Origin of the sequence: Methylobacterium sp. W2, assembly GCF_020662345.1 — a bacterium.
GTDB lineage: Bacteria > Pseudomonadota > Alphaproteobacteria > Rhizobiales > Beijerinckiaceae > Methylobacterium.
This window is the reverse complement of sequence record NZ_VMOA01000012.1, coordinates 21,931-48,186: the sequence shown is the minus strand read 5'-3', so window position 1 is coordinate 48,186 and position 26,256 is coordinate 21,931. Positions and strand designations below refer to the sequence as shown.

The 26,256-nt window shown below is 66.8% G+C and carries 24 protein-coding genes and 1 other RNA gene; 17 read left to right on the top strand and 8 right to left on the bottom strand.

Annotated elements, in window-relative coordinates; translation table 11 throughout:
* The first annotated feature begins 21 nt into the window (after window positions 1-21).
* The 17 genes from nuoE to FPV16_RS08720 all read left to right on the top strand — a co-directional run bounded on the left by nuoE (window position 22) and on the right by FPV16_RS08720 (window position 19,720).
* The gene (gene nuoE, locus FPV16_RS08800; RefSeq protein WP_227437842.1) at window positions 22-1,113 is read left to right on the top strand and encodes an NADH-quinone oxidoreductase subunit NuoE; all 1,092 of its coding nucleotides are present in this window, start codon (window positions 22-24) and stop codon (window positions 1,111-1,113) included.
* 1 nt (window position 1,114) lies between these two features.
* Window positions 1,115-2,416 carry an NADH-quinone oxidoreductase subunit NuoF gene (nuoF, locus tag FPV16_RS08795; protein WP_227437841.1) on the top strand — a complete coding sequence of 434 codons (1,302 nt, stop codon included), beginning with the start codon at window positions 1,115-1,117 and terminating at the stop codon, window positions 2,414-2,416.
* Window positions 2,417-2,459: 43 nt separating this feature from the next.
* Complete coding sequence (gene nuoG, locus FPV16_RS08790) at window positions 2,460-4,541, top strand: NADH-quinone oxidoreductase subunit NuoG (protein WP_227437840.1); 2,082 nt, start codon at window positions 2,460-2,462, stop codon at window positions 4,539-4,541.
* A 12-nt stretch (window positions 4,542-4,553) separates the two neighbouring features.
* Window positions 4,554-5,570 carry an NADH-quinone oxidoreductase subunit NuoH gene (gene nuoH / locus FPV16_RS08785; RefSeq protein ID WP_018042023.1) on the top strand — a complete coding sequence of 339 codons (1,017 nt, stop codon included), beginning with the start codon at window positions 4,554-4,556 and terminating at the stop codon, window positions 5,568-5,570.
* A 25-nt stretch (window positions 5,571-5,595) separates the two neighbouring features.
* Window positions 5,596-6,084 carry an NADH-quinone oxidoreductase subunit NuoI gene (nuoI, locus tag FPV16_RS08780; RefSeq protein WP_227437839.1) on the top strand — a complete coding sequence of 163 codons (489 nt, stop codon included), beginning with the start codon at window positions 5,596-5,598 and terminating at the stop codon, window positions 6,082-6,084.
* A gap of 121 nt (window positions 6,085-6,205) precedes the next feature.
* On the top strand, window positions 6,206-6,826 hold the full coding sequence (locus FPV16_RS08775; RefSeq protein WP_018042025.1) for an NADH-quinone oxidoreductase subunit J: 621 nt from the start codon (window positions 6,206-6,208) through the stop codon (window positions 6,824-6,826).
* Window positions 6,827-6,854: 28 nt separating this feature from the next.
* A complete protein-coding gene (nuoK, locus tag FPV16_RS08770) occupies window positions 6,855-7,160 on the top strand; it encodes an NADH-quinone oxidoreductase subunit NuoK (protein ID WP_018042026.1) in 306 nt (101 codons plus the stop codon).
* A gap of 103 nt (window positions 7,161-7,263) precedes the next feature.
* Window positions 7,264-9,369, top strand: a complete 2,106-nt coding sequence (gene nuoL / locus FPV16_RS08765; RefSeq protein ID WP_227437838.1) for an NADH-quinone oxidoreductase subunit L — start codon at window positions 7,264-7,266, stop codon at window positions 9,367-9,369.
* Between the two features lie 47 nt (window positions 9,370-9,416).
* Window positions 9,417-10,937, top strand: a complete 1,521-nt coding sequence (locus FPV16_RS08760) for an NADH-quinone oxidoreductase subunit M (RefSeq protein ID WP_227437837.1) — start codon at window positions 9,417-9,419, stop codon at window positions 10,935-10,937.
* A gap of 13 nt (window positions 10,938-10,950) precedes the next feature.
* Window positions 10,951-12,393, top strand: coding sequence for an NADH-quinone oxidoreductase subunit NuoN (gene nuoN / locus FPV16_RS08755; protein ID WP_227437836.1), 1,443 nt, complete (start codon window positions 10,951-10,953; stop codon window positions 12,391-12,393).
* Window positions 12,394-12,397: 4 nt separating this feature from the next.
* Window positions 12,398-13,246, top strand: a complete 849-nt coding sequence (locus FPV16_RS08750; protein WP_227437835.1) for a biotin--[acetyl-CoA-carboxylase] ligase — start codon at window positions 12,398-12,400, stop codon at window positions 13,244-13,246.
* A gap of 12 nt (window positions 13,247-13,258) precedes the next feature.
* Window positions 13,259-14,932 (top strand): ribonuclease J, encoded by a 1,674-nt coding sequence (locus FPV16_RS08745; RefSeq protein WP_227437834.1) that lies wholly within the window; start codon window positions 13,259-13,261, stop codon window positions 14,930-14,932.
* A gap of 201 nt (window positions 14,933-15,133) precedes the next feature.
* Window positions 15,134-15,538 carry a methylmalonyl-CoA epimerase gene (gene mce, locus FPV16_RS08740; protein WP_018042032.1) on the top strand — a complete coding sequence of 135 codons (405 nt, stop codon included), beginning with the start codon at window positions 15,134-15,136 and terminating at the stop codon, window positions 15,536-15,538.
* The gene (locus FPV16_RS08735) at window positions 15,535-15,879 is read left to right on the top strand and encodes a DUF1467 family protein (RefSeq protein WP_227437833.1); all 345 of its coding nucleotides are present in this window, start codon (window positions 15,535-15,537) and stop codon (window positions 15,877-15,879) included. The genes mce and FPV16_RS08735 overlap by 4 nt, the downstream gene beginning before the upstream one ends.
* Before the next feature lie 472 nt (window positions 15,880-16,351).
* Complete coding sequence (gene proS / locus FPV16_RS08730) at window positions 16,352-17,677, top strand: proline--tRNA ligase (RefSeq protein WP_227437832.1); 1,326 nt, start codon at window positions 16,352-16,354, stop codon at window positions 17,675-17,677.
* Window positions 17,678-17,684: 7 nt separating this feature from the next.
* Window positions 17,685-18,989 (top strand): lipoprotein-releasing ABC transporter permease subunit, encoded by a 1,305-nt coding sequence (locus FPV16_RS08725; protein ID WP_227437831.1) that lies wholly within the window; start codon window positions 17,685-17,687, stop codon window positions 18,987-18,989.
* Between the two features lie 17 nt (window positions 18,990-19,006).
* On the top strand, window positions 19,007-19,720 hold the full coding sequence (locus FPV16_RS08720) for an ABC transporter ATP-binding protein (protein ID WP_227437830.1): 714 nt from the start codon (window positions 19,007-19,009) through the stop codon (window positions 19,718-19,720).
* Window positions 19,721-19,760: 40 nt separating this feature from the next.
* Here the strand turns inward: FPV16_RS08720 and FPV16_RS08715 are convergent, their stop codons facing one another.
* From FPV16_RS08715 to FPV16_RS08680, 8 genes are all read right to left on the bottom strand, one after another.
* A complete protein-coding gene (locus FPV16_RS08715) occupies window positions 19,761-21,017 on the bottom strand; it encodes a glycosyltransferase (protein ID WP_227437829.1) in 1,257 nt (418 codons plus the stop codon).
* Between the two features lie 463 nt (window positions 21,018-21,480).
* Window positions 21,481-22,494, bottom strand: coding sequence for a peptidoglycan -binding protein (locus tag FPV16_RS08710; RefSeq protein WP_227437828.1), 1,014 nt, complete (start codon window positions 22,492-22,494; stop codon window positions 21,481-21,483).
* Complete coding sequence (locus FPV16_RS08705; protein ID WP_227437827.1) at window positions 22,494-23,459, bottom strand: MotA/TolQ/ExbB proton channel family protein; 966 nt, start codon at window positions 23,457-23,459, stop codon at window positions 22,494-22,496. Before FPV16_RS08705 ends, FPV16_RS08710 begins: the two co-directional genes overlap by 1 nt.
* A 121-nt stretch (window positions 23,460-23,580) precedes the next feature.
* On the bottom strand, window positions 23,581-24,402 hold the full coding sequence (locus FPV16_RS08700) for a TIGR00282 family metallophosphoesterase (protein ID WP_227437826.1): 822 nt from the start codon (window positions 24,400-24,402) through the stop codon (window positions 23,581-23,583).
* Between the two features lie 9 nt (window positions 24,403-24,411).
* Complete coding sequence (locus FPV16_RS08695) at window positions 24,412-24,999, bottom strand: 5-formyltetrahydrofolate cyclo-ligase (RefSeq protein WP_227437825.1); 588 nt, start codon at window positions 24,997-24,999, stop codon at window positions 24,412-24,414.
* Window positions 24,989-25,146: non-coding RNA, 6S RNA (gene ssrS, locus FPV16_RS08690), on the bottom strand. Before ssrS ends, FPV16_RS08695 begins: the two co-directional genes overlap by 11 nt.
* A gap of 67 nt (window positions 25,147-25,213) precedes the next feature.
* Window positions 25,214-25,573 (bottom strand): cell division protein ZapA, encoded by a 360-nt coding sequence (locus FPV16_RS08685; RefSeq protein ID WP_227437824.1) that lies wholly within the window; start codon window positions 25,571-25,573, stop codon window positions 25,214-25,216.
* Between the two features lie 84 nt (window positions 25,574-25,657).
* Window positions 25,658-25,954: a DUF4164 domain-containing protein gene (locus FPV16_RS08680; protein ID WP_227437823.1), complete on the bottom strand. Its 297-nt coding sequence runs from the start codon at window positions 25,952-25,954 to the stop codon at window positions 25,658-25,660.
* Between the last annotated feature and the right edge of the window lie 302 nt (window positions 25,955-26,256).

Genomic DNA, 26,256 nt, shown 5'->3' with positions numbered 1-26,256 from the left:
GGTATTCGAGGTTTCGCACTGATGGCCAACCGCAGACTCGCCCCCGCTTCCGAGCAGCCGGCCTCCTTCGCCTTCTCGTCCGAGAACGCCGAATGGGCGAAAGGGCAGATCGAGAAATATCCCGAAGGGCGTCAGGCCTCCGCCGTGATCCCGCTTCTGTGGAAGGCGCAGGAGCAGAATGGCGGCTGGCTGCCGCGCGCGGCCATCGAGGCGGTGGCGGCCGAACTCGGCATGCCGCATATCCGCGTTCTCGAAGTGGCGACCTTCTACACGATGTTCGCCCTGGAGCCGGTGGGCCGATTCTGGATCCAGCTCTGCGGTACGGTGCCGTGCGATTCCTGCGGCGCGCGCGAGCTGAAGGACTACCTTCAAGAGCGCCTCGGTGCGCCTGGCCATGTGAGCGCCGACGGCAACTTCTCGTGGCTCGAAGTCGAGTGCCTCGGCGCCTGCTGCAACGCCCCGATGGCGCAGATCAACCAGGATTACTACGAGGACCTGACCCCGGATCTCCTCGGCACGTTGATGGACGATCTGGCCGCCGGCCGCCCGGTGAAAGTCGGCTCGCAGGTGGGACGTACCTCGTCCGAGCCGAAGGGCGGCGCCGACACCCTTACCGACGCGACCCTGTTCGATGGCTCCCGCGTCGGTGCCTGGCGCAAGCGCTTCGAGGAGCATGCGGCCGACGACACCACGTCCGAGGGCAAGTCCGAAGCGGCGTCCTCCGAGCAGCGCGCCGCCACCGATCCGAAGCCGGCCAAGCCCGATGCCGGGCGTGCTGCTGCCTCGTCGGCCTCTGACGGCCCCGCCCAGCGCTCGGCCGGAGGCGAAGAGCCGGTCAAGACCGGTGACAAGGCCGACGCAGCGGACGGTGACGATTCCAAGGCTCAGCCGGGTCATCCCACGGCCAATGCCGGGGTGACGGTGGCGCGCGCCGAAGCCGCTGGTGCCGAGGCGGGAACGCAATCGGACCTGCTCCGGGACGAGCCGCCGCCGCAACCCCTCGCCTCCGGTGCCAGCGACGATCTGGGGCCGGACGACACGACGTCGCCCAAGGCCGCCAAGCCGACGAAGTCGCCCCCCAAGCCGGGCGCTTCGAAGACGGAGGGGAACTGACATGCTCTCCGATCAGGATCGCATCTTCACCAACCTGTACGGCCTGCATTCGCCGGGCTTGGACGAAGCCAAGAAGCGCGGCGCCTGGGACGGCACCAAATTCCTTCTGGAAATGGGCCGCGACTGGATCATCGACGAGATGAAGGCGTCCGGCCTGCGCGGACGTGGCGGTGCCGGCTTCCCCACCGGCCTGAAATGGTCGTTCATGCCCAAGAAGTCCGATGGGCGTCCGCACTATCTCGTCGTCAATGCCGACGAGTCGGAGCCGGGTACCTGCAAGGACCGGGAGATCATGCGGCACGATCCGCATCTCCTGATCGAGGGCTGCATGCTGGCCTCGTTCTCGATGGCGGCCCATGCCTGCTACATCTACATCCGCGGCGAGTACGTCGCTGAGAAGCACGCCCTGCAGAAGGCGGTGGACGAGGCCTATGCGGCCCGCCTCGTCGGCAAGGACAACATCCACGGCTACCCGTTCGACATCTATGTCCATCACGGCGCCGGCGCTTACATCTGCGGCGAGGAAACCGCTCTTCTGGAGAGCCTCGAAGGCAAGAAGGGCATGCCACGCCTGAAGCCGCCATTCCCGGCCAATATGGGCCTCTACGGCTGTCCCACCACGGTGAACAACGTCGAGTCCATCGCAGTGGCGGGCACGATCCTGCGCCGGGGCGGCGCGTGGTTCGCCGGGTTGGGTGGCAAGAACAACACCGGCACCAAGCTGTTCTGCGTGTCGGGCCACGTCAACAAGCCCTGCAACGTCGAGGAGGAGCTCGGCATCACCTTCCGCGAGCTCATCGACAAGCATTGCGGCGGCATGCGCGGCGGCTGGGACAACCTGCTGTGCTCCATCCCCGGCGGCTCTTCGGTGCCGCTGGTGCCGGCCGAGCAGATCATCGATGCCAAGATGGATTTCGATACCCTGCGCGGCCTCGGCTCCGGCCTCGGCACGGCGGCGGTGATCGTGCTCGACCGCTCCACCGACATCGTCTCGGCGATCGCCCGCATCGCCTATTTCTACAAGCACGAGAGCTGCGGCCAGTGCACGCCCTGCCGAGAGGGCACCGGCTGGATGTGGCGCGTGATGCTGCGCATGGCCGAGGGCCGCGCCCAGCGCCGCGAGATCGACATGCTGCTGGACGTGACGAAGCAGATCGAGGGCCACACGATCTGCGCGCTGGGCGATGCAGCGGCTTGGCCGATCCAGGGCCTCATCCGCCACTTCCGCCCCGAGATCGAAAAGCGCATCGACCGCTACAGCGCCAACCCACACAGCGACCCTGTGCGGATGGCAGCAGAGTGATCGCCATGTCTTTCGGACCGATGTTCGACACCGAGAAGCACGCATGACCAAGCTCATCGTCGACGGCACCGAGGTCGATGTTCCGGCCGAGTACACCCTGCTGCAGGCCTGCGAAGTCGCGGGCGCGGAGATCCCGCGCTTCTGCTTCCACGAGCGGCTGTCCATCGCCGGCAATTGCCGCATGTGCCTCGTTGAGTTGAAGGGCGCGCCGAAACCCGTGGCCTCCTGCGCCTACGCGGTGAAGGATTGTCGTCCCGGTCCCAATGGCGAGCCGCCGGAGATCCTGACCCGGTCGGGAACCACGAAGAAGGCCCGCGAGGGGGTGATGGAGTTCCTCCTCATCAACCACCCGCTCGATTGCCCGATCTGCGACCAGGGCGGCCATTGCGACCTGCAGGATCAGGCGATGGCCTACGGTGTCGATTCGACTCGCTACGGCGAGAACAAGCGGGCCGTCGAGGAGAAGTACATTGGCCCGCTGGTGCGGACCGCCATGAACCGCTGCATCCATTGCACCCGCTGCGTCCGCTTCCTGGCGGAAGTGGCCGGCGTGCCCGATCTCGGCGCCATCGGCCGCGGCGAGGACATGGAGATCACGAGCTATCTCGAGAGCGCCATGGGCTCCGAGCTGCAGGGCAACGTTGCGGATCTCTGTCCCGTGGGCGCCCTCGTCCATAAGCCGCAGAGCTACGAGGTGCGGCCCTGGGAGTTGTCGAAGACCGAATCCATCGACGTGATGGATGCCGTCGGCTGCGCCATCCGGGTCGATGCCCGCGGCCGCGAGGTCATGCAGATCGAGCCGCGCGTCAACGAGGACATCAACGAGGAGTGGATCTCCGACAAGACCCGGCACGCGGTGGACGGCCTTCGCGCCCAGCGCCTCGACCGGCCGTATCTGCGCGAGAACGGCCGTCTGCGGCCCGCCTCCTGGGGTGAGGCTTTCGCCGCCATCGCCGCTCGGATGAAGAGCGCCGATCCGAAGCGCGTCGGCGCCATCGTCGGCGATCTCCCCGCCGTCGAGGAAATCTATGCCCTGAAGACCCTGATGGCGTCCCTCGGCGTGACCAACCTCGATTGCCGCCAGGCCGGCGAGGCGATCGACCCCGCCTGGGGCCGCGCCGCCTACACTTTCAATCCCACCATCCCCGGGATCGAGGATGCGGATGCGATCCTTCTGGTCGGGACCAATCCGCGCCTCGAAGCCTCGCTCCTCAATGTGCGCATCCGCAAGCGCTGGCGGATGGCGCCGCTGGCGGTGGGCCTCATCGGCGAGGCCGTGGATCTCACCTACCCGCACACCTATCTCGGCGCCGGCCCCGACACCCTGGCCGACATCGCCGCCGGTCGGCACAGCTTCGCTGAGGTGCTGAAGGGCGCGAGCCGTCCCCTCGTCATCGTTGGGACCGGGGCGCTGTCCCGGCCGGACGGAGCCGCCATCCTCGCGGCCGCGGCCGCCCTCGCCGAGGATGTTGGAGCGGTGACCCCGGAATGGAGCGGTTTTGCCGTGCTCCAGACTGCCGCCGCCCGCGTCGGCGCCCTTGATCTCGGCTTCGTGCCGGGGGAGGGGGGCTTGAGCTTCGGTGCGATGGCCGAGCCGGGTGCCCTGGACGTGCTGTTCAACCTCGGGGCCGACGAGGTCGAGATCGGTGCCGGTGCCTTCGTGATCTACCAGGGCACCCACGGCGACCGTGGCGCCACCCGCGCCGACGTGATCCTGCCGGGGGCCGCCTACACCGAGAAGAACGCCACCTTCGTCAATCTCGAGGGCCGGGTGCAGACCACCAACCGTGCCGGCTTCCCGCCGGGCGACGCCCGCGAGGATTGGGCGATCCTGCGGGCCTTGTCCGACGTGCTCGGCAAGCGCCTGGCCTTCGATTCCCTCGGCGCCCTGCGGCGTGCGCTCTATGCGGAATATCCGCATTTCGCCGCCCTCGACGCGGTGGCGCCAGGCGACGTCGCCGCCACGGTCGAGACCCTGGCGGGCCTCGGCGGAGAGGCGAACCGATCGGCCTTCGTGTCCGCGGTGCCGGACTTCTACCTCACAAATGCCATCGCCCGCGCGTCGCGCGTGCTAGCCGAATGTTCGAGCCTCGCGCGGACGCGCGGCCTCGAAGCGGCGGAATAGGGGCTGCCGACCATGCTGGAAATCGTCGGCACCGTCCTGCTGCTGGTGCTCAAGAGCTTCGTGCTCCTGGCGCTGCTTCTCGTCTTCATCGCCTACGCGCTGCTCGCCGATCGCAAGATCTGGGCGGCGGTGCAGCTGCGGCGCGGCCCCAACGTGGTCGGTCCCTGGGGCCTGCTGCAATCCTTCGCCGATCTTCTGAAGTTCGTACTGAAGGAGCCGGTGATCCCGGCCGGTGCCAACAAGGCGTTGTTCCTGCTGGCGCCCCTGGTCTTCGCCACCCTGGCCCTGGCGGGCTGGGCGGTGATCCCCCTGGCCGAAGGCTGGGCCATCGCCGATCTCAATGTCGGCATCACCTACATCTTCGCGATCTCGTCCCTCGGCGTGTACGGCGTGCTGATGGGCGGCTGGGCCTCGAACTCGAAATACGCCTTCCTCGGCGCCCTCCGTTCCGCCGCACAAATGATCTCTTACGAAGTCAGCTTGGGCTTCGTCATCATCTGCGTCCTGCTCTGCGCTGGCTCGCTCAACCTCTCGCGCATCGTCATGGCGCAGGACACCTCGCTCGGCATCCTCGGCTGGTACTGGCTTTGGCTGTTTCCGATGTTCGTGGTGTTCTTCATCTCGGCGCTCGCCGAGACCAACCGGCCTCCCTTCGATCTGCCGGAGGCCGAATCGGAGCTCGTGGCGGGGTACATGGTCGAGTATTCCTCGACGCCGTACCTGCTGTTCATGCTCGGCGAGTACGTGGCGATCATGACCATGTGCGCGCTCGGAACCGTGCTGTTCCTCGGCGGCTGGCTCTCGCCGATTCCCTTCGCGCCCTTCACCTGGGTGCCGGGGCTGATCTGGTTTGCCCTGAAGGCGAGCTTCCTGTTCTTCATGATCGCCATGGTGAAGGCCATGGTGCCGCGCTACCGCTACGACCAGCTCATGCGCCTCGGCTGGAAGGTGTTCCTTCCGCTCTCGCTCGTCTCGGTCGTCGTCGTCGCCTTCGTCCTCAAGCTCACCGGCCTCGCGCCGGGGGCATGATGCAACGCATAAGGGAGATCGCGCCATGAAGCTCGATCAGGTCGCCAAGGGTCTGCTGCTGAAGGAGTTCGTGTCGGGGTTCTCCCTCGCCATGCGCTACTTCTTCAAGCCCAAGGCCACGATCAACTACCCCTTCGAGATGGGGCATCGCGGGCCGCGCTTTCGTGGCGAACATGCGTTGCGCCGCTATCCCAACGGGGAAGAGCGCTGCATCGCCTGCAAGCTATGCGAGGCGATCTGCCCGGCTCAGGCCATCACCATCGAGGCCGGGCCGCGCCGCAACGACGGCACACGGCGCACCACGCGCTACGACATCGACATGGTGAAATGCATCTATTGCGGCATGTGCCAGGAGGCCTGCCCGGTGGATGCCATCGTCGAGGGGCCGAATCTCGAATTCTCCGTGGAGACCCGCGAGGAGCTTCTCTACGACAAGGACAAGCTGCTCCTGAACGGCGACCGCTGGGAGCGCGAGATCGCGCGCAACATCGCGGTGGACGCGCCATACCGGTGATGACGGGAGCCCCGGCGGTTGTGCGCCGCAGGGGTGGGTTCTATAGACGGGCGGCCTGCACGGGCTGGTTTGAATTTCGGCAGAAGGGGCCGTCCTCGGGACGGCTGATCTCCATAGTCGCATGAGTGCAGCCGCAGCCTTCTTCTACCTGTTCGCCGGCATCGCGATCGCGTCCGCGTTCATGGTCATCACCTCGCGCAATCCGGTCGCGTCGGTGCTCTTCCTCATCCTGACCTTCGTCAACGCGGCGGGCCTGTTCGTCCTGATGGGCGCCGAGTTCCTCGCGATGATCCTCGTGGTGGTCTATGTCGGCGCCGTCGCGGTGCTGTTCCTCTTCGTCGTGATGATGCTCGACGTGGATTTCGCGCAGCTGCGCCAGGGTTTCCAGCAATACCTCCCCGTGGGGGCGCTGATCGGGGCCGTCTTCCTCATCGAGCTCCTGCTCGTGGTAGGCTCTTGGACGATCGATCCCGGCCTGATGCAGGCGCCGCTGGGCCCGCTCGCCAATGTCGAGGGCGTCACCAACACCCAGATGCTCGGTCGGGTGCTCTACACCGACTACGTCTTCTACTTCCAGCTGGCCGGGCTCATCCTGCTGGTGGCGATGATCGGTGCCATCGTGCTCACCCTGCGCGACAGGCCGGGCGTGAAGCGGCAGAACATCTCCGTCCAGAACGCGCGGACGCAGGAGATGGCGGTGGAGACCCGCAAGGTGCCCTCGCGCCAGGGTGTCGAGGTCTGATGTCGGCTCTGCAGAAGGATCAGCGCTCATGATCGGCTTGAGCCATTACCTCACGGTAGCGGCGATCCTGTTCACGCTCGGCGTGCTCGGCATCTTCGTGAACCGCAAGAACATCATCGTCATCCTGATGTCGGTGGAGCTCATCCTGCTCGCGGTGAACATCAACCTCGTGGCGTTCTCCACCCATCTCAACGACATCACCGGCCAGGTCTTCGCCCTGTTCGTGCTCACGGTGGCGGCGGCGGAGGCGGCCATCGGGCTCGCCATCCTCGTCGTCTTCTTCCGAAACCGCGGCTCGATCGCGGTGGAGGACGTGAACATGATGAAGGGCTGATCTTCCCCCAAGCCGAGCCGCGCGGCACCCCGCGCGATCCCATTGACGAGAATGGAGCGAGGCCGGTCATCCGGCACGCTTCCGGAGGCCGGGCCAGCCAGCGATGTATCACGCGATCGTCTTCTTCCCGCTCATCGGCGCCCTGCTCGCCGGCCTGTTCGGCCGGCAGCTCGGCCCTCGCGTGTGCGAGTACATCACCACCGGCTTCCTCGCCTTCTCCGCCCTCCTGTCCTGGGGCGCCTTCTTCGAAGTGCCGGGCTCGGATCACGCCACCCGCGTGCAGGTGGCGACCTGGTTCACCGCCGGCGACCTCGTGGTCGACTGGGCGTTCCGCATCGACACGCTCACCGTGGTGATGCTGGTGGTGGTGACGACGGTCTCGACCCTCGTCCACCTCTACTCCGTGGGCTACATGGCGGAAGATCCGCACCGGCCGCGCTTCTTCGCCTACCTGTCGCTGTTCACCTTCGCCATGCTGATGCTGGTGACAGCCGACAACCTCGTGCAGATGTTTTTCGGCTGGGAGGGCGTCGGCCTCGCCTCCTACCTGCTGATCGGGTTCTGGTACGAGAAGCCTTCGGCCAACGCGGCGGCGATGAAGGCCTTCATCGTCAACCGCGTCGGCGATTTCGGCTTCTCGCTCGGCATCTTCCTCGTCTTCGTCCTGTTCGGTTCGGTGGCCTTCGACGGCATCCTGCCGCGCGCCGCCGAGTTCAAGGACGCTACGTTCCACTTCCTCGGCTACGACTGGAACGCCATGACCCTGGCGTGCCTGCTGCTCTTCATGGGCGCCATGGGCAAGTCGGCGCAGTTCCTGCTCCACACCTGGCTCCCCGACGCCATGGAGGGGCCGACCCCGGTCTCCGCCCTGATCCATGCCGCGACCATGGTCACGGCCGGCGTGTTCATGGTGGCGCGCCTGTCGCCTTTGTTCGAGGTGGCGCCCAACGCCCTCATTGTCGTCACCGTCATCGGCGGCATCACTGCGTTCTTCGCGGCCACGATCGGCATGGTGCAGAACGACATCAAGCGGGTCATCGCCTACTCGACCTGCTCGCAGCTCGGCTACATGTTCGTCGCCCTCGGCGTCGGTGCCTATTCGGCCGCCGTGTTCCACCTCTTCACCCACGCCTTCTTCAAGGCGCTGCTGTTCCTCGGCGCCGGCTCGGTCATCCACGCGATGCACCACGAGCAGGACATGCGGAACATGGGGGCTTTGCGCCGCTACATCCCCTTCACCTCGGCGATGATGACCATCGGCACTCTGGCGCTGATCGGCTTCCCCTTCACCGCCGGCTACTACTCGAAGGACGCGATCATCGAGGCAGCCTATGCCTCCACGCGGCCGGGCCACACGCTGGCCTTCCTGGCCACCGTCATCGCCGCCCTCATGACCTCGTTCTATTCCTGGCGCCTGTTCTTCATGACGTTCGAGGGCCCGGCGCGCTGGGCCGGACATGGCGCGGCTCATCATGACGACCATCACGCGGCGCCGGCCGCAGCGCATGCCCACGCGGCGGTCCAGGCGGATGGCGCGCCGGGCCACCACGAAGGCGTCGCCCATGACGACAAGGGCCACGACGTCGAGCCGGCCTCGCACAGCGCCATCGAGCATCACGACCATGCGCATACGCCGCATGAGAGCCCGCTGGTGATGACGATCCCGCTCGCGATTCTCGCCTTCGGCGCGCTCTTTGCCGGCCTGATCTTTAAGAACCGCTTCATCGGTGAGGGCATGGAGACGTTCTGGGGGCATGCCCTCGGCCACGGCCCCGACAACCACATCATGCACGACATCCATTCGGTGCCGGCTCTAGTGGCCTATTCGCCCTTCATCATGCTGGTGATCGGCTTCCTGCTGGCCTTCTGGATGTATATCCGCCGGCCGGAACTGCCGGGCCAGCTCGCCGCGCAGCAGCCGAGCCTGTACCGGTTCCTGCTCAACAAGTGGTATTTCGACGAGCTCTACGAGCGCATCTTCGTCCGGCCGGCCAAGAACTTCGGCAAGTTCCTCTGGAAGGAGGGCGACGGGCGCGTCATCGACGGGCTCGGCCCCGACGGAATCGCCACCCGCGTGCTCGACGTCACCCGCGGCGTGGTCCGGCTTCAGACCGGCTACGTCTACCACTACGCCTTCGTCATGCTCATCGGCGTCGCCGCAATCATCAGCTGGTACATGCTGACCGGCCTGCCGAAGGTCGGGCACTGATGTCTCGCGCAATGACGGCCGCCAACCCGTATTGGAGTGCCCGCTAGATGTTCGGCCTCGGCATTCTTTCAGGCCTGCTGATCGTGCCGCTCTGCGGCGCGGCCTTCATCCTGACCCTCGGCAACGAATCCGAGAGCGTGAAGCGCAACGCCCGCTGGGCCGCGCTCGCGACCACCATCGTCACCTTCCTCCTCAGCCTCGTGGCCTGGGGCCGGTTCGATCCGTCGACATCGAGCTTCCAGCTCGTGGAGACCCACGGCTGGCTTGCGGAGACGATCAAGTTCAAGCTCGGCGTCGACGGATTTTCGATGCCGCTGATCCTGCTCACCACGTTCCTGATGCCGTTCTGCATCGGCGCGTCGTGGCTCTCGGTGAACACGCGGGTGAAGGAGTATTTCGTCGCCTTCCTCGTCCTCGAGACGACGATGATCGGCGTGTTCTGCTCCCTCGACCTGGTGCTGTTCTACCTGTTCTTCGAAGCCGGCCTGATCCCGATGTTCCTGATCATCGGCATCTGGGGCGGCAAGCGGCGGATCTACGCTAGCTTCAAGTTCTTCCTCTACACCCTGCTCGGCTCGGTGCTGATGCTGCTCGCCATCATGGCGATGTACTGGCACGCCGGCACCACCGACATCCCGACCCTGCTGCACACCCGCTTCCCCGTGGGCCTGCAATACTGGCTGTGGCTCGCCTTCTTCGCCTCCTTCGCCGTGAAGATGCCGATGTGGCCGGTCCATACCTGGCTGCCCGACGCCCACGTGGAAGCGCCCACCGCCGGCTCGGTGATCCTCGCCGGCATCCTCCTCAAGATGGGCGGCTACGGCTTCATCCGGATCTCGCTGCCGATGTTCCCGGATGCCAGCGCCTATTTCGCGCCGATGGTCTTCGCCCTTTCGGTCATCGCGATCATCTTCACCTCGCTGATCGCGCTGATGCAGACCGACATCAAGAAGCTCATCGCCTATTCGTCGGTGGCGCATATGGGCTTCGTGACGCTCGGCCTGTTCACCCTCAACGAGCAGGGCATCCAGGGCGCCCTGTTCCTGATGATCTCGCACGGCATCGTCTCGGGCGCGCTCTTCGTCTGCGTTGGCGTGGTCTACGACCGGATGCATACCCGCGAGATCGCGGCCTATGGTGGCCTCGTGAAGCGGATGCCGCTCTACGCTGCGGCGATGATGGTGTTCACCATGGCCAATGTCGGCCTGCCCGGCACGTCGGGTTTCGTCGGCGAGTTCCTGGCCATGATGGGGGCCTTTAAGGCCAACCCCACCGTCGCCTTCTTCTCCGTCTTCGGCATCATCCTCTCGGCCGGATACGCCCTCTGGCTCTACGCCCGCGTGATCTACGGCAAGCTTGAGAAGCCCAACCTTCAGGGCATCCTCGATCTCGACCTGCGGGAGAAGATCATCATCGCGCCGCTCGTCGCCCTGACGATCTATTACGGCGTGCATCCGGCGCCCATCCTCGACACCTTCGCCCCCTCCACGGAGGCGCTGTTGCAGAGCATGAAGACCGCGCTCTCAAACACGCAGACCGCGGCGGTCGTCCCGCCCGTGGCGCGCTGAAGGTCTACGTCAGATGACCGCTATCCAGGCCGTCCTGCCCTCGCTTTCGCCGGTGATGCCGGAGCTGATCCTCGCGATCGGCGTGCTGGGGCTGATCCTCTACGGTGCGTTCCGCGGCGAGCGCTCGGTGGAGAGCGTCAATGTCGGCGCGCTCATCCTGCTGATCCTCGCTTTCTTCGTGGTCGTGTCGCAATCGGGCGCCAAGGTCACGACCCTCAATGGCTCGTTCATCGTCGACAATTTCTCGAAGGTGATGAAGGCGCTGATCCTCCTCGGCTCGGCCGCCACGATCCTGCTCTCGCGCGATTATTTCCAGCGTGAGCGCATCGACCGGTTCGAGTTCCCGATCCTGATCGTGCTCTGCACTATCGGCATGATGGTGATGGCCTCGGCCAATGACCTGATCGCGCTCTATCTCGGCCTCGAACTGCAGTCGCTCGCCGCCTACGTCATTGCCGCCTTCCACCGCGACAACCTGAAATCCACGGAAGCCGGGCTGAAATACTTCGTTCTCGGCGCCTTGTCCTCGGGCATGCTGCTCTACGGCTCATCGCTGGTCTACGGCTTCACCGGGACCGTCTCTTTCCCCGGCATCGTCTCCGCGCTCAACGACAATGCCGGTATCGGCATCGTACTCGGCATCGTGTTCGTGGCCGCCGGCGTCGCCTTCAAGATGTCCGCCGTGCCATTCCACATGTGGACGCCGGACGTCTACGAGGGCTCGCCGACACCGGTGACGGCGTTCTTCGCCTCGGCGCCGAAGATGGCCGCCGTCGCCATGACCGTGCGGGTCTTCATCGGCGCCTTCCCGGACGTGACGGCGATCTGGCAGCAGATTATCGTCTTCGTCGCCATCGCTTCCATGACCCTCGGCTCGTTTGCCGCCATCGGCCAGCGCTCGATCAAGCGCCTGATGGCGTATTCCTCCATCGGCAATATTGGTTACGCGCTCATCGGCCTCGCCGCCGCCTCGGAGGAGGGGATTCGCGGCGTGGTGATCTACATGATCATCTATCTCGCCATGACGCTCGGCGCCTTCGCCGTGCTCCTGTCCCTGCGTCGCGGCGGGCGGATGTACGAAACGGTGGACGACCTCTCCGGCCTCTCGCGCACGCATCCGGTCCTGGCCTTCTGCCTTGCCGCGATGATGTTCTCGCTGGCCGGCATTCCGCCGCTGGCCGGGTTCTTTGGCAAGTTCTACGTCTTCGCCGCCGCGATAAAGGCCGATCTCGTCGGTCTCGCGGTGATCGGTGTCGTCACCTCCGTGGTCGGCGCGTTCTATTACTTGCGCCTGGTCAAGGTGATGTATTTCGACGAGCCCCAGGCTCCCTACGAAACCATGGCGCCGGGTCTGCGCATCGTGCTCGGCCTGTCGAGCGCGGTGGTGGTGCTGTTCTTCCTCGTGCCCTCTCCCCTGGTGAGCGCGGCGGGGGCCGCGGCCAAGTCGCTGTTCTAGGATTGTGTCGGGATATCGCCTCGGCGCGGCGGCCAAGGCCGCCGGGCATCGACTTCACGTTCACGAGAGCCTCGGCTCCACTAACACGCAGGCGATGGACCTCGCGCGCCAGGGCGAGAGGGGACCGCTCTGGGTCGTCGCGCTGAGGCAGGAGTCGGGGCGCGGTCGCAGGGGAAGCCAATGGGCGTCCCTGCCCGGCAACCTCACGGCCAGCCTGCTCTGGCCGGTCTCGGACGTCGATCCGGTCCAGGTGCCGAGCTTGGGCTTCGTGGCAGGCGTGGCACTGATCGCGGCTCTGAAGCGAACGATCAGACCCTCTCACCCTAAACAACCAATCAGATCACCTCAGGATGAGGTCGGCGGTGGGAAAGTGGGTGGCACGAGCCCCTTCCGCCTGAAATGGCCCAATGACGTCCTGGTCTCCGGCGCGAAGCTCGCGGGTCTGCTCCTGGAGGCCGAGACCCATCCCGGCGGGCGCAGAACGGCGGTGATTGGCTTTGGCGTCAATGTCGCCGCGTCACCGCAGGACTTGCCTTATCCCGCGACAAGCCTCAGTCAGAGTTCGTACGAAACGCGCGCCGAGGATCTGTTCGACTATCTGTCGGACGAGATCGTCGCTGCAGCGCGACTTTGGAGCCGGGGCGGCGGATTCTCATCGATCCGCCGGCTTTGGCTCGACGACGCCGCCGGAATCGGCGCACCGGTCTCGGTGCGGATCGGCGGCGAGATCGTGCACGGAATTTTCGAGACGATCGACGAGGCGGGGCGGCTCGTCGTCCGATCGGATGATGGGACGCGACGGACCGTGACGGCGGGCGAGGTGCATTTGGGTTCGGCCGCGACGGCGGCTTGAGGTTTTACAGTGATGACGACAGGGCAAGACGAACTCGTCTTCGTGCCGCTCGGCGGCGTGGGCGAGATCGGCATGAATGCGGCGCTCTACGGCTTCGGGCCGGAAAAGCGCCGGAAATGGATCATGGTCGATTGCGGAATGGGCTTTGCCGGGGAAGAGGGCTTCCCGGGCATCGACCTGATGTTCCCAGATCTGAGCTTCATCGAAGAGCGCAAGGACGACCTCCTCGCCATCTTCATCACCCACGCGCACGAGGACCATATCGGCGCCATCGGTGAGCTGTGGCCCAAGCTGAAGGCGCCGGTCTACGCCACGCGCTTTGCCAAGAACCTGCTCGAGGCGCGGCGCCTCAGCGAGCCGGGTGCGCCGAAGGTAATCCTGCGCGAGATCGCGGCGCACAAGCCGGTGACGGTCGGTCCCTTCGAGATCGAATACGTTCCGGTCTCGCACTCGATCCCGGAATCGAATGCGGTCGCCATCCGCACGGCGCACGGCCTCGTCCTGCATACGGGCGATTGGAAGCTCGACGCCACGCCGATCCTCGGCGACGTCACCTCGGAAGCCTCGTTCCGCAAGCTGGGCGACGAGGGCATCATCGCGATGATCAGCGATTCGACCAACGTCGTGCGCGAGGGCCGCAGCCCGAGCGAGGCCGAGGTCGCCGCCACCCTGCGCGAGCTCATCGCCGAGGCGCCTCACCGGGTCGCCGTCACCACCTTCGCCTCCAACGTCGCCCGCATGCGGGCGGTGGCCGAAGCAGCACGCGATTGCGGCCGCGAGGTCATCGCCGTCGGGCGGGCCATGGACCGGGTCATCGGCGTTGCCCGCGAATGCGGCTTCCTCGACGGCCTGCCTGATTTCCGCTCGGCCGACAGCTACGGCTACCTGCCCCGCGACAAGGTGGTCTGCCTGCTCACCGGCTCGCAGGGCGAGGAGCGTGCGGCGCTCGCCCGCGTCTCCCGCGACGATCATCCCGACGTGACGCTGGCCGCCGGCGATCGCGTGATCTTCTCGTCTCGCGCCATTCCCGGCAACGAGCGGGCGGTGGGTGCGATCATCAACGACCTGATCAATGCCGGCATCGAGGTGGTGACCGACCGGACGAAGCTCGTCCACGTCTCCGGCCACCCGCGCCGCGACGAGATGGCCGAGATGTATGCCTGGACCCGGCCGAGGACCGCGATCCCCGTCCACGGCGAAGCGCTGCATCTCGACGAGCACGCCCGCTTCGCCCTCGCCCAGGGCGTCGGCAACGTGGTCAAGGCCCGCAACGGCAGCGTCGTGCGCCTCGCCCCCGGCACGCCGGCGATCGTTGAGCACGTGAAGGCCGGCCGCCTGTTCAAGGATGGCAACATCCTGATCGACGGCAAGGACCGCGCCATCCCCGAGCGGCGCAAGCTGTCGCAAGCCGGCGTCGTGTCTGTCGCCATCGCCATCGACGTCCAGGGCGAGGTTCTCGGCGAGCCTGCCATCGACATCATGGGCCTGCCCAACCGCGGCAAGAACGGCCAGCCGATGCTCGACGTCGCCGTCGAGGCGGTGACGCGCACTCTCAGCGGCCTGTCGAAGCAGAAGCGCAAGGATGCCGAGGCCGTGGAGAAGGCCGTCGACCGGGCGATCCGCTCGGCCGTGAACGAGGCCTGGGGCAAGAAGCCCGCCTGCCACGTGCAGGTGGTGGAGGTATGAGAAAGCGGGGTGGAACGGTGGCCTGACGTTGCCCTTCCACCCCGCGACCTCATCCTGAGGTGTCCGGAGCGCAGCGAAGGCCTCGAAGGAGCCCTTCAGTACGCGCTGCGACCACTGGAGGGCTCCTTCGAGGCCGCTGGCGCGGCACCTCAGGATGAGGGCGATGGGTAGGATGACGAGAGCGAAAGAGGGGAGCAGACCATGATCGGACGCCTGAACCACGTGGCCATCGCCGTGCGCGACCTCGACGCGGCCTGTGCCATCTATCGCGACACCCTCGGCGCCACGGTCACCGAGCCCCTGCCGCAGCCGGAGCACGGCGTGACGGTGGTGTTCGTGAACCTGCCCAACAGCAAGGTCGAGCTGATGTCGCCGCTGGGCGAGGGCTCGCCCATCGAGAGCTTCGTGGAGCGCAACCCCAATGGCGGCGTGCACCATGTCTGCTACGAGGTCGACGACATCATCGCCGCCCGCGATAAGCTGAAGGCCCAGGGCGCCCGCGTCCTCGGCACTGGCGAGCCGAAGATCGGCGCCCATGGCAAGCCGGTGCTGTTTCTCCACCCCAAGGACTTCCTCGGCACCCTCGTCGAGCTGGAGCAGGTGTGAGCGGCGTGAACGCCCTCGTCCAGACCGTCTCGGCGACGGTCTGGCGGACGCTGGCCACCATGCTCGTCATCGTCTCGGCCGTGGCGGCGCTCGCCGTAGTGCTGTTCAAGCTGACGGTGTTCGGGGCCTTCGCCCTGTATTTCGTGGTGTGGTGGACGCTGCTCTTCGTGATCCTGCCGCTGCGCAATCAGGTCGAGACCGACCCGTCGCTGATCGTGCCGGGGCAGGATCCGGGGGCGCCTGCGGCCCCGCGCCTGCTCGAGAAGGCGATCTGGACGACCCTGCTCGCCAGCCTCGTCTTTCTCGTAGTGATCCCGATCTTCGAGCTGTCGGGGCTGTAGCGCCGCGATCCGGACATATGTCGGATCGGGCAAGTGTCGGATTAGGCGAGCGTCGGACCGTCCTGCGCCCGTATCCGCGGGGTGCCGACAATAAAAAAAGCAAGGCGTGAGCCTTGCTTTTGAGACGACAGATGACGTGTCAGCCTATTTTATCTCACGCATTTCTGACGGCGTGGCGGCTGAAATTTCCTCCCGAGACTCGGACCTCGCGCTGCCTCTCCGGGCGTCGCGACCATCACGGTGGCGCTTATAGGAACTGGATTGCGCATTGTCACGCCTTCGGAGATGATTCCTGGCGTTTTTTTGCAGGAGTTGGCGAGTTTAGGCTGCCATTTCGCCCGCGACCCGCTTCCGTGACCATGCGGGGCTTTCCCTGAGCCCGCACGGCGCTTGTCTTTTCTCGATGCAATGTGTTGTGTGCCCCGCAACGATGCGCGGTACGATCGCGCTCCAAAACGATCCAGGGCCCCCGATGCGTCTCTCCCGCTATTTCCTGCCGACCCTGCGCGAGACGCCCAAGGAGGCGGAGATCGTCTCCCATCGCCTGATGCTGCGGGCCGGCCTGATCCGTCAGGAAGCGGCGGGCATCTATGCCTGGCTGCCCTTGGGCCTCCGTGTGCTCAACAGGGTCTGCGCGGTGGTCCGCGAGGAGCAGGACCGGTCCGGTGCCATCGAACTGCTGATGCCGTCGATCCAGTCGGCGGAGTTGTGGAAGGAATCCGGCCGCTACGAGGCCTACGGCAAGGAGATGCTGCGCATTTCCGACCGGCACGACCGCGAGATGCTGTTCGGCCCCACCGCCGAGGAGGTCATCACCGAGATCTTCCGCGGCAGCGTGCGCTCCTACAAGGACCTGCCGAAGAACCTCTACCAGATCTCGTGGAAGTTCCGCGACGAGGTGCGGCCGCGCTTCGGCACCATGCGCTCGCGCGAGTTCCTGATGAAGGACGCCTACTCGTTCGATATCGATCAGGCGACGGCCCGGCACGCCTACAACAAGATGTTCGTGGCGTATCTGCGCACCTTCGCCGGCCTCGGCCTCAAGGCGATCCCCATGCGCGCCGATACCGGCCCGATCGGCGGTGACCTCAGCCACGAATTCATCATCCTGGCCCAGACCGGCGAGAGCGAGGTGTTCTGCGACAGGCAGTACCTCGATTTCGACGTTCCGCCGGTGACCACCGATTTCGACGACGTCGCCGGCCTCCAGGGCACCGTGGACCGCTGGACCTCGCTCTACGCCGCTACCTCCGAGATGCACGAGCCCGCCGCCTTTGCCGAGGTCGGCGAGGACAAGCAGATGGCCGCGCGCGGCATCGAGGTCGGGCACATCTTCTATTTCGGCACCAAGTATTCCGAGGCGATGGGGGCCAAGGTCACCGGGCCGGACGGCGTCGACCGCCCCGTGCATATGGGTTCCTACGGCATCGGCCCGAGCCGGCTGGTGGCGGCGATCATCGAGGCGTCGCACGACGAGGCCGGCATCATTTGGCCGGATTCCGTGGCGCCCTTCGACGTCGCCCTCATCAACCTCAAGACCGGCGATGCGGCGACCGACGCGGCCTGCGCCGAGATCCAGTCCAACCTCGAGGCCAGCGGCCTGACGGTCCTCTACGACGACCGCGACGAGCGTCCCGGCGCCAAGTTCGCCACCGCCGATCTCATCGGCCTGCCCTGGCAGGTCGTGGTGGGCCCGCGCGGCCTCGCCGAGGGCAAGGTCGAGATCAAGCGGCGCTCTGGCGGCGAGCGCGAGAGCGTGGCGCCCATCGACCTGATCTCGCGCCTGAAGCGGAGCTGAGGCCCGCATGGCTCTGGCAGAGACGGTGAAGGAACGGCTGGCGGGTCTCTCCGGCCTGTTCAAGCGCGGCAGCACGCCGCCCTTCGCGGCCTTCGAATGGATCATCGCCGGGCGCTATCTCCGGGCCCGGCGGCGCGGCGGCGGCGTCTCCGTCGTCGCCTTCTTCTCGGTCCTCGGCATCGCCCTCGGGGTCGCCACCCTCATCATCGTCCTCTCGGTGATGAACGGCTTCCGCACCGAACTGCTCTCGAAGATTGTCGGCATCAACGGCCACGTCTTCGTCACCCCCATCGACAAGCTGTTCACCGATTACGTCGATCTGTCCGACCGCCTTTCCAAGGTCGCCGGCGTCCGCTCGGCGATCCCCCTGGTGGAAGGCCAGGCCTTTGCCTCGTCGCCCTATGGCGGCAGCGGCGTGCTGGTACGCGGCATCAGGGGCGAGGACATCGATTCCATCGGCTCCATCGCCAAGACCATCCGGGGCGGCACCCTCGACGGGTTCGATGACGGGACGGGCGTCGCCATCGGGCGGCGGCTCGCGGAATCGCTCGGCCTCCAGGCCGGCGACCAGATCACCCTGTCCACGCCGAAGGGCGCGACGACACCGTTCGGCACCGCGCCACGCACCAAGGCCTATACGGTCAAGGCGATTTTCGAGATCGGCATGACCGAGTTCGACGCCACCTTCGTGTTCATGCCGCTGGCCGAATCCCAGGCCTTCTTCAACCGGGACAGCGACGTCAGCCTGATCGAGGTCTATCTCGACAATGCCGACGCCGTGGCGCAATTGCGGCCCGATCTCGAAATGGCGGCCGAGCGGCCCGTCCTTCTCACCGACTGGCGCCAGCGCAACCGAACTTTCTTCGGGGCGCTGGAGGTGGAGCGGAACGTGATGTTCCTCATCCTCAGCCTCATCGTCGTGGTGGCGACCCTCAACATCGTCTCGGGCCTGATCCTGCTGGTGCGCGACAAGTCGAGCGACATCGCGATCCTACGGACCATGGGTGCCACGCCCGGCACCGTGATGCGGGTCTTTCTCATCAACGGGGCGCTCATCGGCGTGGTCGGGACGTTGAGCGGGCTGGCTCTCGGGACGCTCATCACCCTCAACATCAAGCCGATCCAGCGGGTGCTGTTTCCCTCGGCCTGGGACCCGACCGTACGGTTCCTGGCCGAGATCCCGGCCGAGATGAATTCCGGCGAGATCACGGTGGTGGTCCTCACCTCCATCGCCCTGTCGCTCGTGGCGACGCTCTATCCCTCCTGGCGCGCCGCCCGGCTCGATCCGGTGCAGGCCCTGCGTTACGGCTGAGGGGAGATTCAACCATCATGACAACCCAAGCCGAGGCGGCCGGCGCGCAGCCGGTCCCGGCCCTGTTCTTCGCCAAAGTCGAACGCCGCTACACGCAGGGGACGGGGGCCCTCGACATCCTGCGCGGCGCCGATCTCGCGATCTGGCCCGGTGAACTCGTGGCACTGGTGGCACCCTCGGGGGCCGGCAAGTCGACGCTATTGCATCTCGCCGGCCTGCTGGAGCGGCCCGATGGGGGCGAGGTCTATATCGGTGGCCAGCCCACGGCGGCCATGCCCGATGCCGAGCGCACTCGCTTTCGCCGCGAGGAGATGGGCTTCGTCTACCAGTTCCACCACCTCCTGCCGGAATTCTCGGCCCTGGAGAACGTGGTGATGCCCCAGCTCATCCGCGGCCTCGGTGCCAAGGAGGCCAAGGCGCGCGCCACCGAACTCCTGAGCTTCCTCGGCCTGAAGGAGCGCTTGGTCCACCGCCCGGCCGAATTGTCGGGTGGCGAGCAGCAGCGCGTCGCCATAGCCCGTGCGGTCGCCAACGGCCCGCGCCTGCTCCTGGCCGACGAGCCGACCGGCAACCTCGACCCGCACACGGCGGCGCATGTCTTCGGCATCCTCGTCTCGCTGGTCCGCGCCTCGGGCCTCGCGGCGCTGGTGGCCACCCACAACATGGAGCTCGCCGCCCGCATGGACCGGCGCGTCACCATTCGGGACGGGTTGATCGAGCAGCTGGCTTAAAAGCCGGATCGGCGAAGAGCAGGAAAACGACCCGCCGGGCTCAGCGGCGGCGTCGGGGCGCCATCTGCTCGATCGCGTCGCAAGCGGCGCCGACTCCGTCCAGCCCGTCGAGGCGCAGCCTCAGATCTCCACAGGCTCGCGCCACCTCGGCCGAGGCCAGCAGGCGGCGAAGCCGGCGCGCGCCGCGCGCGGGCGTGAAACGGCGCCGACTCAGGCTCATCCCGGCGCCGAGGCGCTTCACGCGTGCCGCCTCGTCGAAATGATCGAACGCCACCGGAACGATCATCTGCGGCGTGCCGGCGGCCAGGGCCTGCGCCACGGTGCCGATCCCGCCATGATGGATCAACGCCGCCGACCGGGGCAGCAGGACGCTGAGCGGCGCATACGGGACATGGATCAGGTTATCCGGAAGGGACTCGGGAACCTGACCGTGCTCCGGAGCGAGCAGTACGCCCCGCCGCCCCAGACGCTCGCAGATGGCGAGGGCGGTGCGGAAGAAGCCCGATGCCTGGCGCATGGCCGATCCGTAAGTGAAGACCAGGGGGGCATCCCCGCCCCTCAGGAATCGCGTGAGACGCGGCCCGAGGCGGTCCGTGTCGCCGAAGCGATCCGCGATGGGAAAGCCCACATGCCTGGCCTGCTGGGGCCAATCCGGCTGAGAGGCCGCGAACCAGTCGGGAAAGAGCAGCAGGACACGGGAGGGGCTGTTCCACCAGTAACGCAGCCGACGCACGGGGTTGAGGCCGAGTTCCTGCCGAAACGCGTTGATCGTCGGTAAGGCAGCCGGGCCGATCACGTATTTGTCGGCGCCCCGGCCGACCCAGTGGCGAACCCGAGACGGCGTCCAGGCGGGGAGCGGCACGCCCGGCAGGATCGGGGAGGCATAACGGCTCTCCATCAGCAGCGGCATCGCGTGGATCGTGATGACGGGAAGGCGCAGCTTCTCCTGTGCCACGCGCGCGCCGAAGGCCAGCGTCGAGGCCACCACGATCGAGTGGCCCTTGCGCGCGTTCGCGGCGATCCAGCGATAGGTCTGCTCGGTGGCGGCGGCCATGTTTCCGAACAGGGCGGCCGCCCCCCGGCGCGGATGCCAGAGTTCGGGGTCGGCGGTGATGCGGCGGTAGTCGCAATTGTCCCCGAGGGAGTGGAACGGCAAGCCGATCCGCGCCGCATGATCCGCGAAAGGGGCGGGGGCGGCCAAGATTACATCTTGTCCGCGACGGAGGAATTCAGCGCCGATGGCGAGAAACGGAAGGACGTCGCCATGGGAGCCGATGGCGACGAGATGTATTCGCATTCGACCCTTCACATAAGATAGCGAAATCGGCCGAGAATGGAATGTTATCCGCGGTTCTTCGCCCTGATTGGCCTTTCAAGTTCTTCGGGGCTGATCGGGTTGCGTAGGGATGACTATTTGTCCGCTTTCTGACGAAGCCCGCCGATCGATCGCGAGAGTCTCGGACATGGCCTCGAGGGAGCATGTCGGGCGGCGAAGCAGAACGGCGACGCATGGCAGATGGGGCCGGCACCGGGCTGTATCAGGATGTTTACCGCTCGCTAACCACCTCGCGACGCGCGCTGAATTTCCGCTTTACACAGAACAAAACAGGAACAAAGATCGTCACGTCAACGAGAGGCGATCACAATGCTCAAGCGGATGATCCTGACCGGCGCGGTGGAATTCATGGCCTTCGGGTTGCTCTCCGGCGCGTTCGTCGTCTGGGCGGTGGCGCTGGCCCCTCTGCGGTAGGGGGCTCGCCTTAACGTTCGGTGAGCTTCAGCTCGATCCGGCGGTTGCGGGCGTAGACGTCGTCGCTGGTGCCGGCTTCGATGGGCTGGAATTCACCGAAGGCGGCGGCGAGCAAGCGCTGGGGCGGGATGCCCCTGCCGGCCATGTACTGCACCACGGCAATGGCGCGGGCCGCCGAGAGCGACCAGTTCGAGGGGAATTGCGAACTGGCGATAGGGCGGGCGTCGGTATGCCCGTCGATCCGCAGGACCCAGGGAATGTCCGCTGGGATCTGTTTCGACAGATCGAGGATCGCCGTGGCGATCCGGTCGAGTTCCGGTGCCGCCTCGGGCTTCAGGCTCGCAGAGCCCGCCGGGAACAGCACCTCCGATTGCAGGACGAACCGGTCGCCGACCACACGGATGTCACTGCGATTGCCGAGGATCTGACGCAGGCGGCCGAAGAAGTCGGAGCGGTAGCGCGCCAGTTCCTGCACCTTCTGGGCGAGGGCCACGTTGAGGCGGCTGCCGAGATCGGCGATGCGGACCTGGCTCTCGCGGTCGCGGCTCTCGCTCGCGGCCAGCGCATCCTCCAGGGCGGCAAGCTGCCGGCGCATGGCGCCGATCTGCTCTGTGAGGAGATCGATCTGCGACGCGGCGCGGGCGTTGGTGGCGCGCTCGGCCACCAACTGCTTGTCGAGCTCGCCCTGACGATTGTCGCCGCTCGCGGCGGCGCCGGCCTGTTCCTTCAGCTTGTCGCGCTCGGCCTCGGTGCCGAGCAGCGTCGTGCGCAGGTTCGAGGCCTTCTCCTCCTGCGCCCGGCGCGTGGAGCGTTCCAGTGCCAGGAGGTCGGTGAGATCGGCGATCTGGCGGTTGAGCCGGTTCAGCACCGAATCGCGGCCGGTGATCTCCTGGGACAGGAAGAACTGTCCGACGACGAAGATCGTCAGCAGGAAGACGACGGCGAGCAGCAGCGTCGCCAGGGCGTCGACATAGCCCGGCCAGACGTTGAGGCTCCGATCCCGGCGCGTGCGCAGCGAGGCCATCAGGTCTTCTCGCGGCCGAGCCGGTCGAGCACCTGCTTGAGTTCACGCTCACGCGTCGCCTGCGCCTCGACCCAGTCGCGGATCATCTGCTGCTCGGCCCGCATGTGCTGGACGAGCCCCTGGATACCTTCGGCGAGGTTGGTCATCGCCTGGGTCGCCACGCGGCCGTTGGCACCTTCCGAGACGATGGCCGAGAGCCGGTCCACCGCCTCGGTGAGTTCGCGGGCCGAGGCCGGCTCCTGCGTCGCCACGGGGCGCGCCGCCGCGGCCTGCTCCTCGCCGGAGACCAGCCAATCTTCCAGTTCGTTGTGGAAGCGAGCATGGGCCTGGCCCGCCTGGAGGTCGAGGAACCCGGTGACGAGAGAGCTCGACAAGCCGAACAGCGAGGCCGAGAAGGCGAGGCCGATGCCGGAGAGCGGCTTGGCGAGGCCGTTCTTCAACTCGTCGAACATCGCGCTGGCCTCGCCGCCGCCGCGCATGCTCTGGATCACGCTGCCCACTGCGCTCAGGGTGTCGATGAGGCCCCAGAAGGTGCCGAGCAGGCCGAGCAGGATCAGCAGACCGGCGATGTAGCGCAGGATCTCGCGGCCCTCGTCGAGGCGCGCCGCCACCGTGTCGAGATAGGAGCGGATGCCGGCCTGCGTCGTGCCCTCGCGCCGCGCCAGGATCGCCGGGGAGAGGGGTGCCAGCAGCGAGGGCGGCTTGGCCGAATCCTCGCCGGCGGCGACCGCATTGACGTAGGCGACCTCGCGGAAGAGGCGGATCACCTGCCCGAAGGCGAGCAGGATCGCGATGAGGAGGACGCCGAGGATCAGCCCGTTCAACCCGGCATTGGCGAGGAAGGCCGGTGTGATCTGCCGGAACAGCACGAAGGCGAGGAACCCGACGAGGGTCAGGAAGACCAGCATCCGGATCAGGTAGATGCCCGGGCGGCTCAAGGGGGCAGTCGCGGAGCGGGTCGCCATGGGGTGTCGGGGACTCTATCTACGCGGGCTCGCGAAACGGGCGGGTCGACCGTGCCCGCACATTGGCGTCATGCCCCGCCGCGATCAACCCGCCGCGAAACTCATCACCAGCTCAAGGGGCCTAATCCCAAGCGCGGGGCCAGGTTTCTTCGAGATGTGGGCCGAGGCGCACCGCCGAGACCATGGTGGCGAGCCCCGTCGCGTTGTCGGTCTCCACGGCGATCCCGCACAGGGTGCCTTTGCCTTGGGCCGCTTCCAGGCGCGCGCCGGGGGTCTTCTGCAGGAAGCGCCGCAGGGGTTCGTCTTTCTGCATGCCGAGGATCGAATCGTAATCGCCGCACATGCCGGCATCCGACAGGTAGGCGGTGCCGCCGGGGAGGATGCGGTGGTCGGCGGTGGGGGTATGGGTGTGGGTGCCGACGACGAGGCTGGCGCGGCCGTCGAGGAAATGCCCGAAGGCCTGCTTCTCGCTGGTCGCCTCGGCATGGACGTCGACGATAACGGCGTCCGCTACCTCGCCGAGGGGGCAGGCGGAGAGCTCACGCTCGGCGGAGGCGAAGGGATCGTCCAGCGCGTCCATGTAGATGCGGCCCATGACGTTGAGGACGAGGACGCGCGCGCCGCCCCGCGTCTCCACCACGGTGGCGCCGCGCCCCGGTGTGCCGGGCGGATAGTTCGCCGGGCGGACGAGGCGGGACTGGCGTTGGATGAAGACCAGGGCTTCGCGCTGGTCGAAGGAATGGTTGCCCAGCGTCACCGCATCGGCGCCCGCCTGGAGGAGCTCGTCGCAGATCGCCTCGGTGATGCCGAAGCCGCCGGCCGCGTTCTCGCCGTTGATGACCACGCAATCGAGGCGCCAGCGCTCGCGCAGCTTCGGCAGCCGGTCCATCACCACGTTGCGGCCGGGGCGGCCCACCACATCGCCGAGGAAGAGAAGTCGCATGTGTCGGTGTCAGTCCCGGACGAGCGGGATCGGCCCCGCTTCGGTGATGAGATGGTCGAGGGGCTGGTCGTGCGGCTCGGAGGGCACGGTCTCCACCTCCTGGACGGAGAAGGCGATGCCGATCGTCAGGACCGGGCCGTTGCGGGAGAGTCGCTCGATGGCCTGATCGTAATAGCCGCGCCCGTAGCCGATACGATGCCCGCGCCGGTCGAAGGCGGCGAGTGGCACGATGAGGGCGGTGGGATCGAGGGGCGGAAGGTCGTCGCGTGGTTCGCTCAAGCCGAAGGAGCCCGGCACCAGCGCCTCTCCCGCCCGCCATTCGCGGAACACGAGGCCGTCGGGCGTCACCTTGGGCAGGGCGACCCGCTGTCCGCGCGCGAACAGCATCTCGATGAGGGGGAGCGGGTCGACCTCACTGCGGATCGCCCAGAAGGCGCCGACGATGGCGGCATCGGCCAGGGGCTCGACCCGCATGACGCTCTGCGCGATCCGTAGACCGCCGACCCGGCGGGTCTCGGCGTCGAGGCCGTCGCGCCGGGCAAGGGCCTGCTTGCGAAGCGCGGCTTTCAGAGCGGGGAAATCAGAGTGCGGAGCCACGTGAGCCGTTGGAGTTGCGATCCCGGGAAACCTACAGTGTAGGTGGGCGCCGTGTTGGCCAAGTCCAGGGACAGGGCCAGGGACAGCTCCCTGGGGAGTCGATAAGGCCCCGGGGAAAAGTACTCCTGACGAACCCCGCAGCACCGCTCGACTCATGTAGCGTCGGCGGGCGTTCCGCGCCAGGGGGTGGGGCGGGCAATCGTGCGAGGGACGCTCATCCCGCCGCCAGCGCATGCGCCAGCCGCTCGATCCGGTCCGCCGCCCGGCCGAGCCCTTCGGCGATCCGGGTCTCCTCGTTGGCGCGGAGGGAGTCCGCGGTTTCGACGCGCTCCCGAAGCGTGACCGTTTCGGCCTCCAGATCCGCCAGGCGCCGCTTGAGCTCCGCCAATTCGTCCGCCTGGGTGAGGGCGGCCATCACATGCAGGCGCATGTCGCCGATCTCGCCGAAGGATTTCCGCATGTCGGTGACGCGGGTGTCGAGCTCCGCGGCCAGCGCTGAGAGATGCGCCTCCTCGCCTTCGGCGCAGGCCATCCGGTAGCTCTTGCCGTCGATGGTGACGCTGATCTGGGGCATGTCCGATGGGGCTGGTGTGAGAGGTGTCGGATTAGAGAGCTCTCCGCCGAAGGGGATGCCGGTTCGGCGAAAGAGAGCGCAGCCCTAGCGTGCGGCGCGGGGACGGGCCAGCACGCCCTCCACCGCTTCGATCGCCCGCCCCAGGCGGTGGCCGACATCGCTCGTGGTCGCCTCCACCGTGGCGAGGCGCGCGCTGGCGGCGTCGAGTTCCGCCGCGAGGCGCGCGCGATCCTCCGCCATGATCGCGAGTTCCGTCTCCAGGTCGCCGGGTTCGCGCTCGGCCTCGAGGCGATGGGCCACCGAGGCCTCGAGGCGGGTCAGCACCGTATCGAGCCGAGCAAGGGCATGGTCCACGTTCGGCCGGTCTGGCGTCTGGCTCATCGTTCTACCTTCCGCCGGATCATGAAAGGGCTGGCGCATCTGTTTCGGAAAAGCGGATTTGTAGCCAAACCTCCACCGATCCGCGCGCGAAATCGACGCTTTGCCATCATATGCGGGGAAGGAAAACGAATCGATCGGGCAAAACCTTTGCCAGCGGTTTCCCCCATGTTAGAGACCGCGCGCTCCTCGAACCGACCGCCAGATTGGGAATTCGAGCCCGTGACCCGTTCGACCATCGATCCCGCATCGGTCGTTTCGCGGACGCATGAGGGTCCGAGGATGGGCCAAGCGGTTCATCTGAC

What these genes read in the sequence shown, in the direction of transcription:
- nuoE (WP_227437842.1), top strand. Translation starts at nt 22, where the DNA reads ATGGCCAACCGCAGACTCGCCCCCGCTTCCGAGCAGCCGGCCTCCTTC.
- nuoF (WP_227437841.1), top strand. Translation starts at nt 1,115, where the DNA reads ATGCTCTCCGATCAGGATCGCATCTTCACCAACCTGTACGGCCTGCAT.
- nuoG (WP_227437840.1), top strand. Translation starts at nt 2,460, where the DNA reads ATGACCAAGCTCATCGTCGACGGCACCGAGGTCGATGTTCCGGCCGAG.
- nuoH (WP_018042023.1), top strand. Translation starts at nt 4,554, where the DNA reads ATGCTGGAAATCGTCGGCACCGTCCTGCTGCTGGTGCTCAAGAGCTTC.
- nuoI (WP_227437839.1), top strand. Translation starts at nt 5,596, where the DNA reads ATGAAGCTCGATCAGGTCGCCAAGGGTCTGCTGCTGAAGGAGTTCGTG.
- FPV16_RS08775 (WP_018042025.1), top strand. Translation starts at nt 6,206, where the DNA reads ATGAGTGCAGCCGCAGCCTTCTTCTACCTGTTCGCCGGCATCGCGATC.
- nuoK (WP_018042026.1), top strand. Translation starts at nt 6,855, where the DNA reads ATGATCGGCTTGAGCCATTACCTCACGGTAGCGGCGATCCTGTTCACG.
- nuoL (WP_227437838.1), top strand. Translation starts at nt 7,264, where the DNA reads ATGTATCACGCGATCGTCTTCTTCCCGCTCATCGGCGCCCTGCTCGCC.
- FPV16_RS08760 (WP_227437837.1), top strand. Translation starts at nt 9,417, where the DNA reads ATGTTCGGCCTCGGCATTCTTTCAGGCCTGCTGATCGTGCCGCTCTGC.
- nuoN (WP_227437836.1), top strand. Translation starts at nt 10,951, where the DNA reads ATGACCGCTATCCAGGCCGTCCTGCCCTCGCTTTCGCCGGTGATGCCG.
- FPV16_RS08745 (WP_227437834.1), top strand. Translation starts at nt 13,259, where the DNA reads ATGACGACAGGGCAAGACGAACTCGTCTTCGTGCCGCTCGGCGGCGTG.
- mce (WP_018042032.1), top strand. Translation starts at nt 15,134, where the DNA reads ATGATCGGACGCCTGAACCACGTGGCCATCGCCGTGCGCGACCTCGAC.
- proS (WP_227437832.1), top strand. Translation starts at nt 16,352, where the DNA reads ATGCGTCTCTCCCGCTATTTCCTGCCGACCCTGCGCGAGACGCCCAAG.
- FPV16_RS08725 (WP_227437831.1), top strand. Translation starts at nt 17,685, where the DNA reads ATGGCTCTGGCAGAGACGGTGAAGGAACGGCTGGCGGGTCTCTCCGGC.
- FPV16_RS08720 (WP_227437830.1), top strand. Translation starts at nt 19,007, where the DNA reads ATGACAACCCAAGCCGAGGCGGCCGGCGCGCAGCCGGTCCCGGCCCTG.
- FPV16_RS08715 (WP_227437829.1), bottom strand. Translation starts at nt 21,017, where the DNA reads ATGCGAATACATCTCGTCGCCATCGGCTCCCATGGCGACGTCCTTCCG.
- FPV16_RS08710 (WP_227437828.1), bottom strand. Translation starts at nt 22,494, where the DNA reads ATGGCCTCGCTGCGCACGCGCCGGGATCGGAGCCTCAACGTCTGGCCG.
- FPV16_RS08705 (WP_227437827.1), bottom strand. Translation starts at nt 23,459, where the DNA reads ATGGCGACCCGCTCCGCGACTGCCCCCTTGAGCCGCCCGGGCATCTAC.
- FPV16_RS08700 (WP_227437826.1), bottom strand. Translation starts at nt 24,402, where the DNA reads ATGCGACTTCTCTTCCTCGGCGATGTGGTGGGCCGCCCCGGCCGCAAC.
- FPV16_RS08685 (WP_227437824.1), bottom strand. Translation starts at nt 25,573, where the DNA reads ATGCCCCAGATCAGCGTCACCATCGACGGCAAGAGCTACCGGATGGCC.
- FPV16_RS08680 (WP_227437823.1), bottom strand. Translation starts at nt 25,954, where the DNA reads ATGAGCCAGACGCCAGACCGGCCGAACGTGGACCATGCCCTTGCTCGG.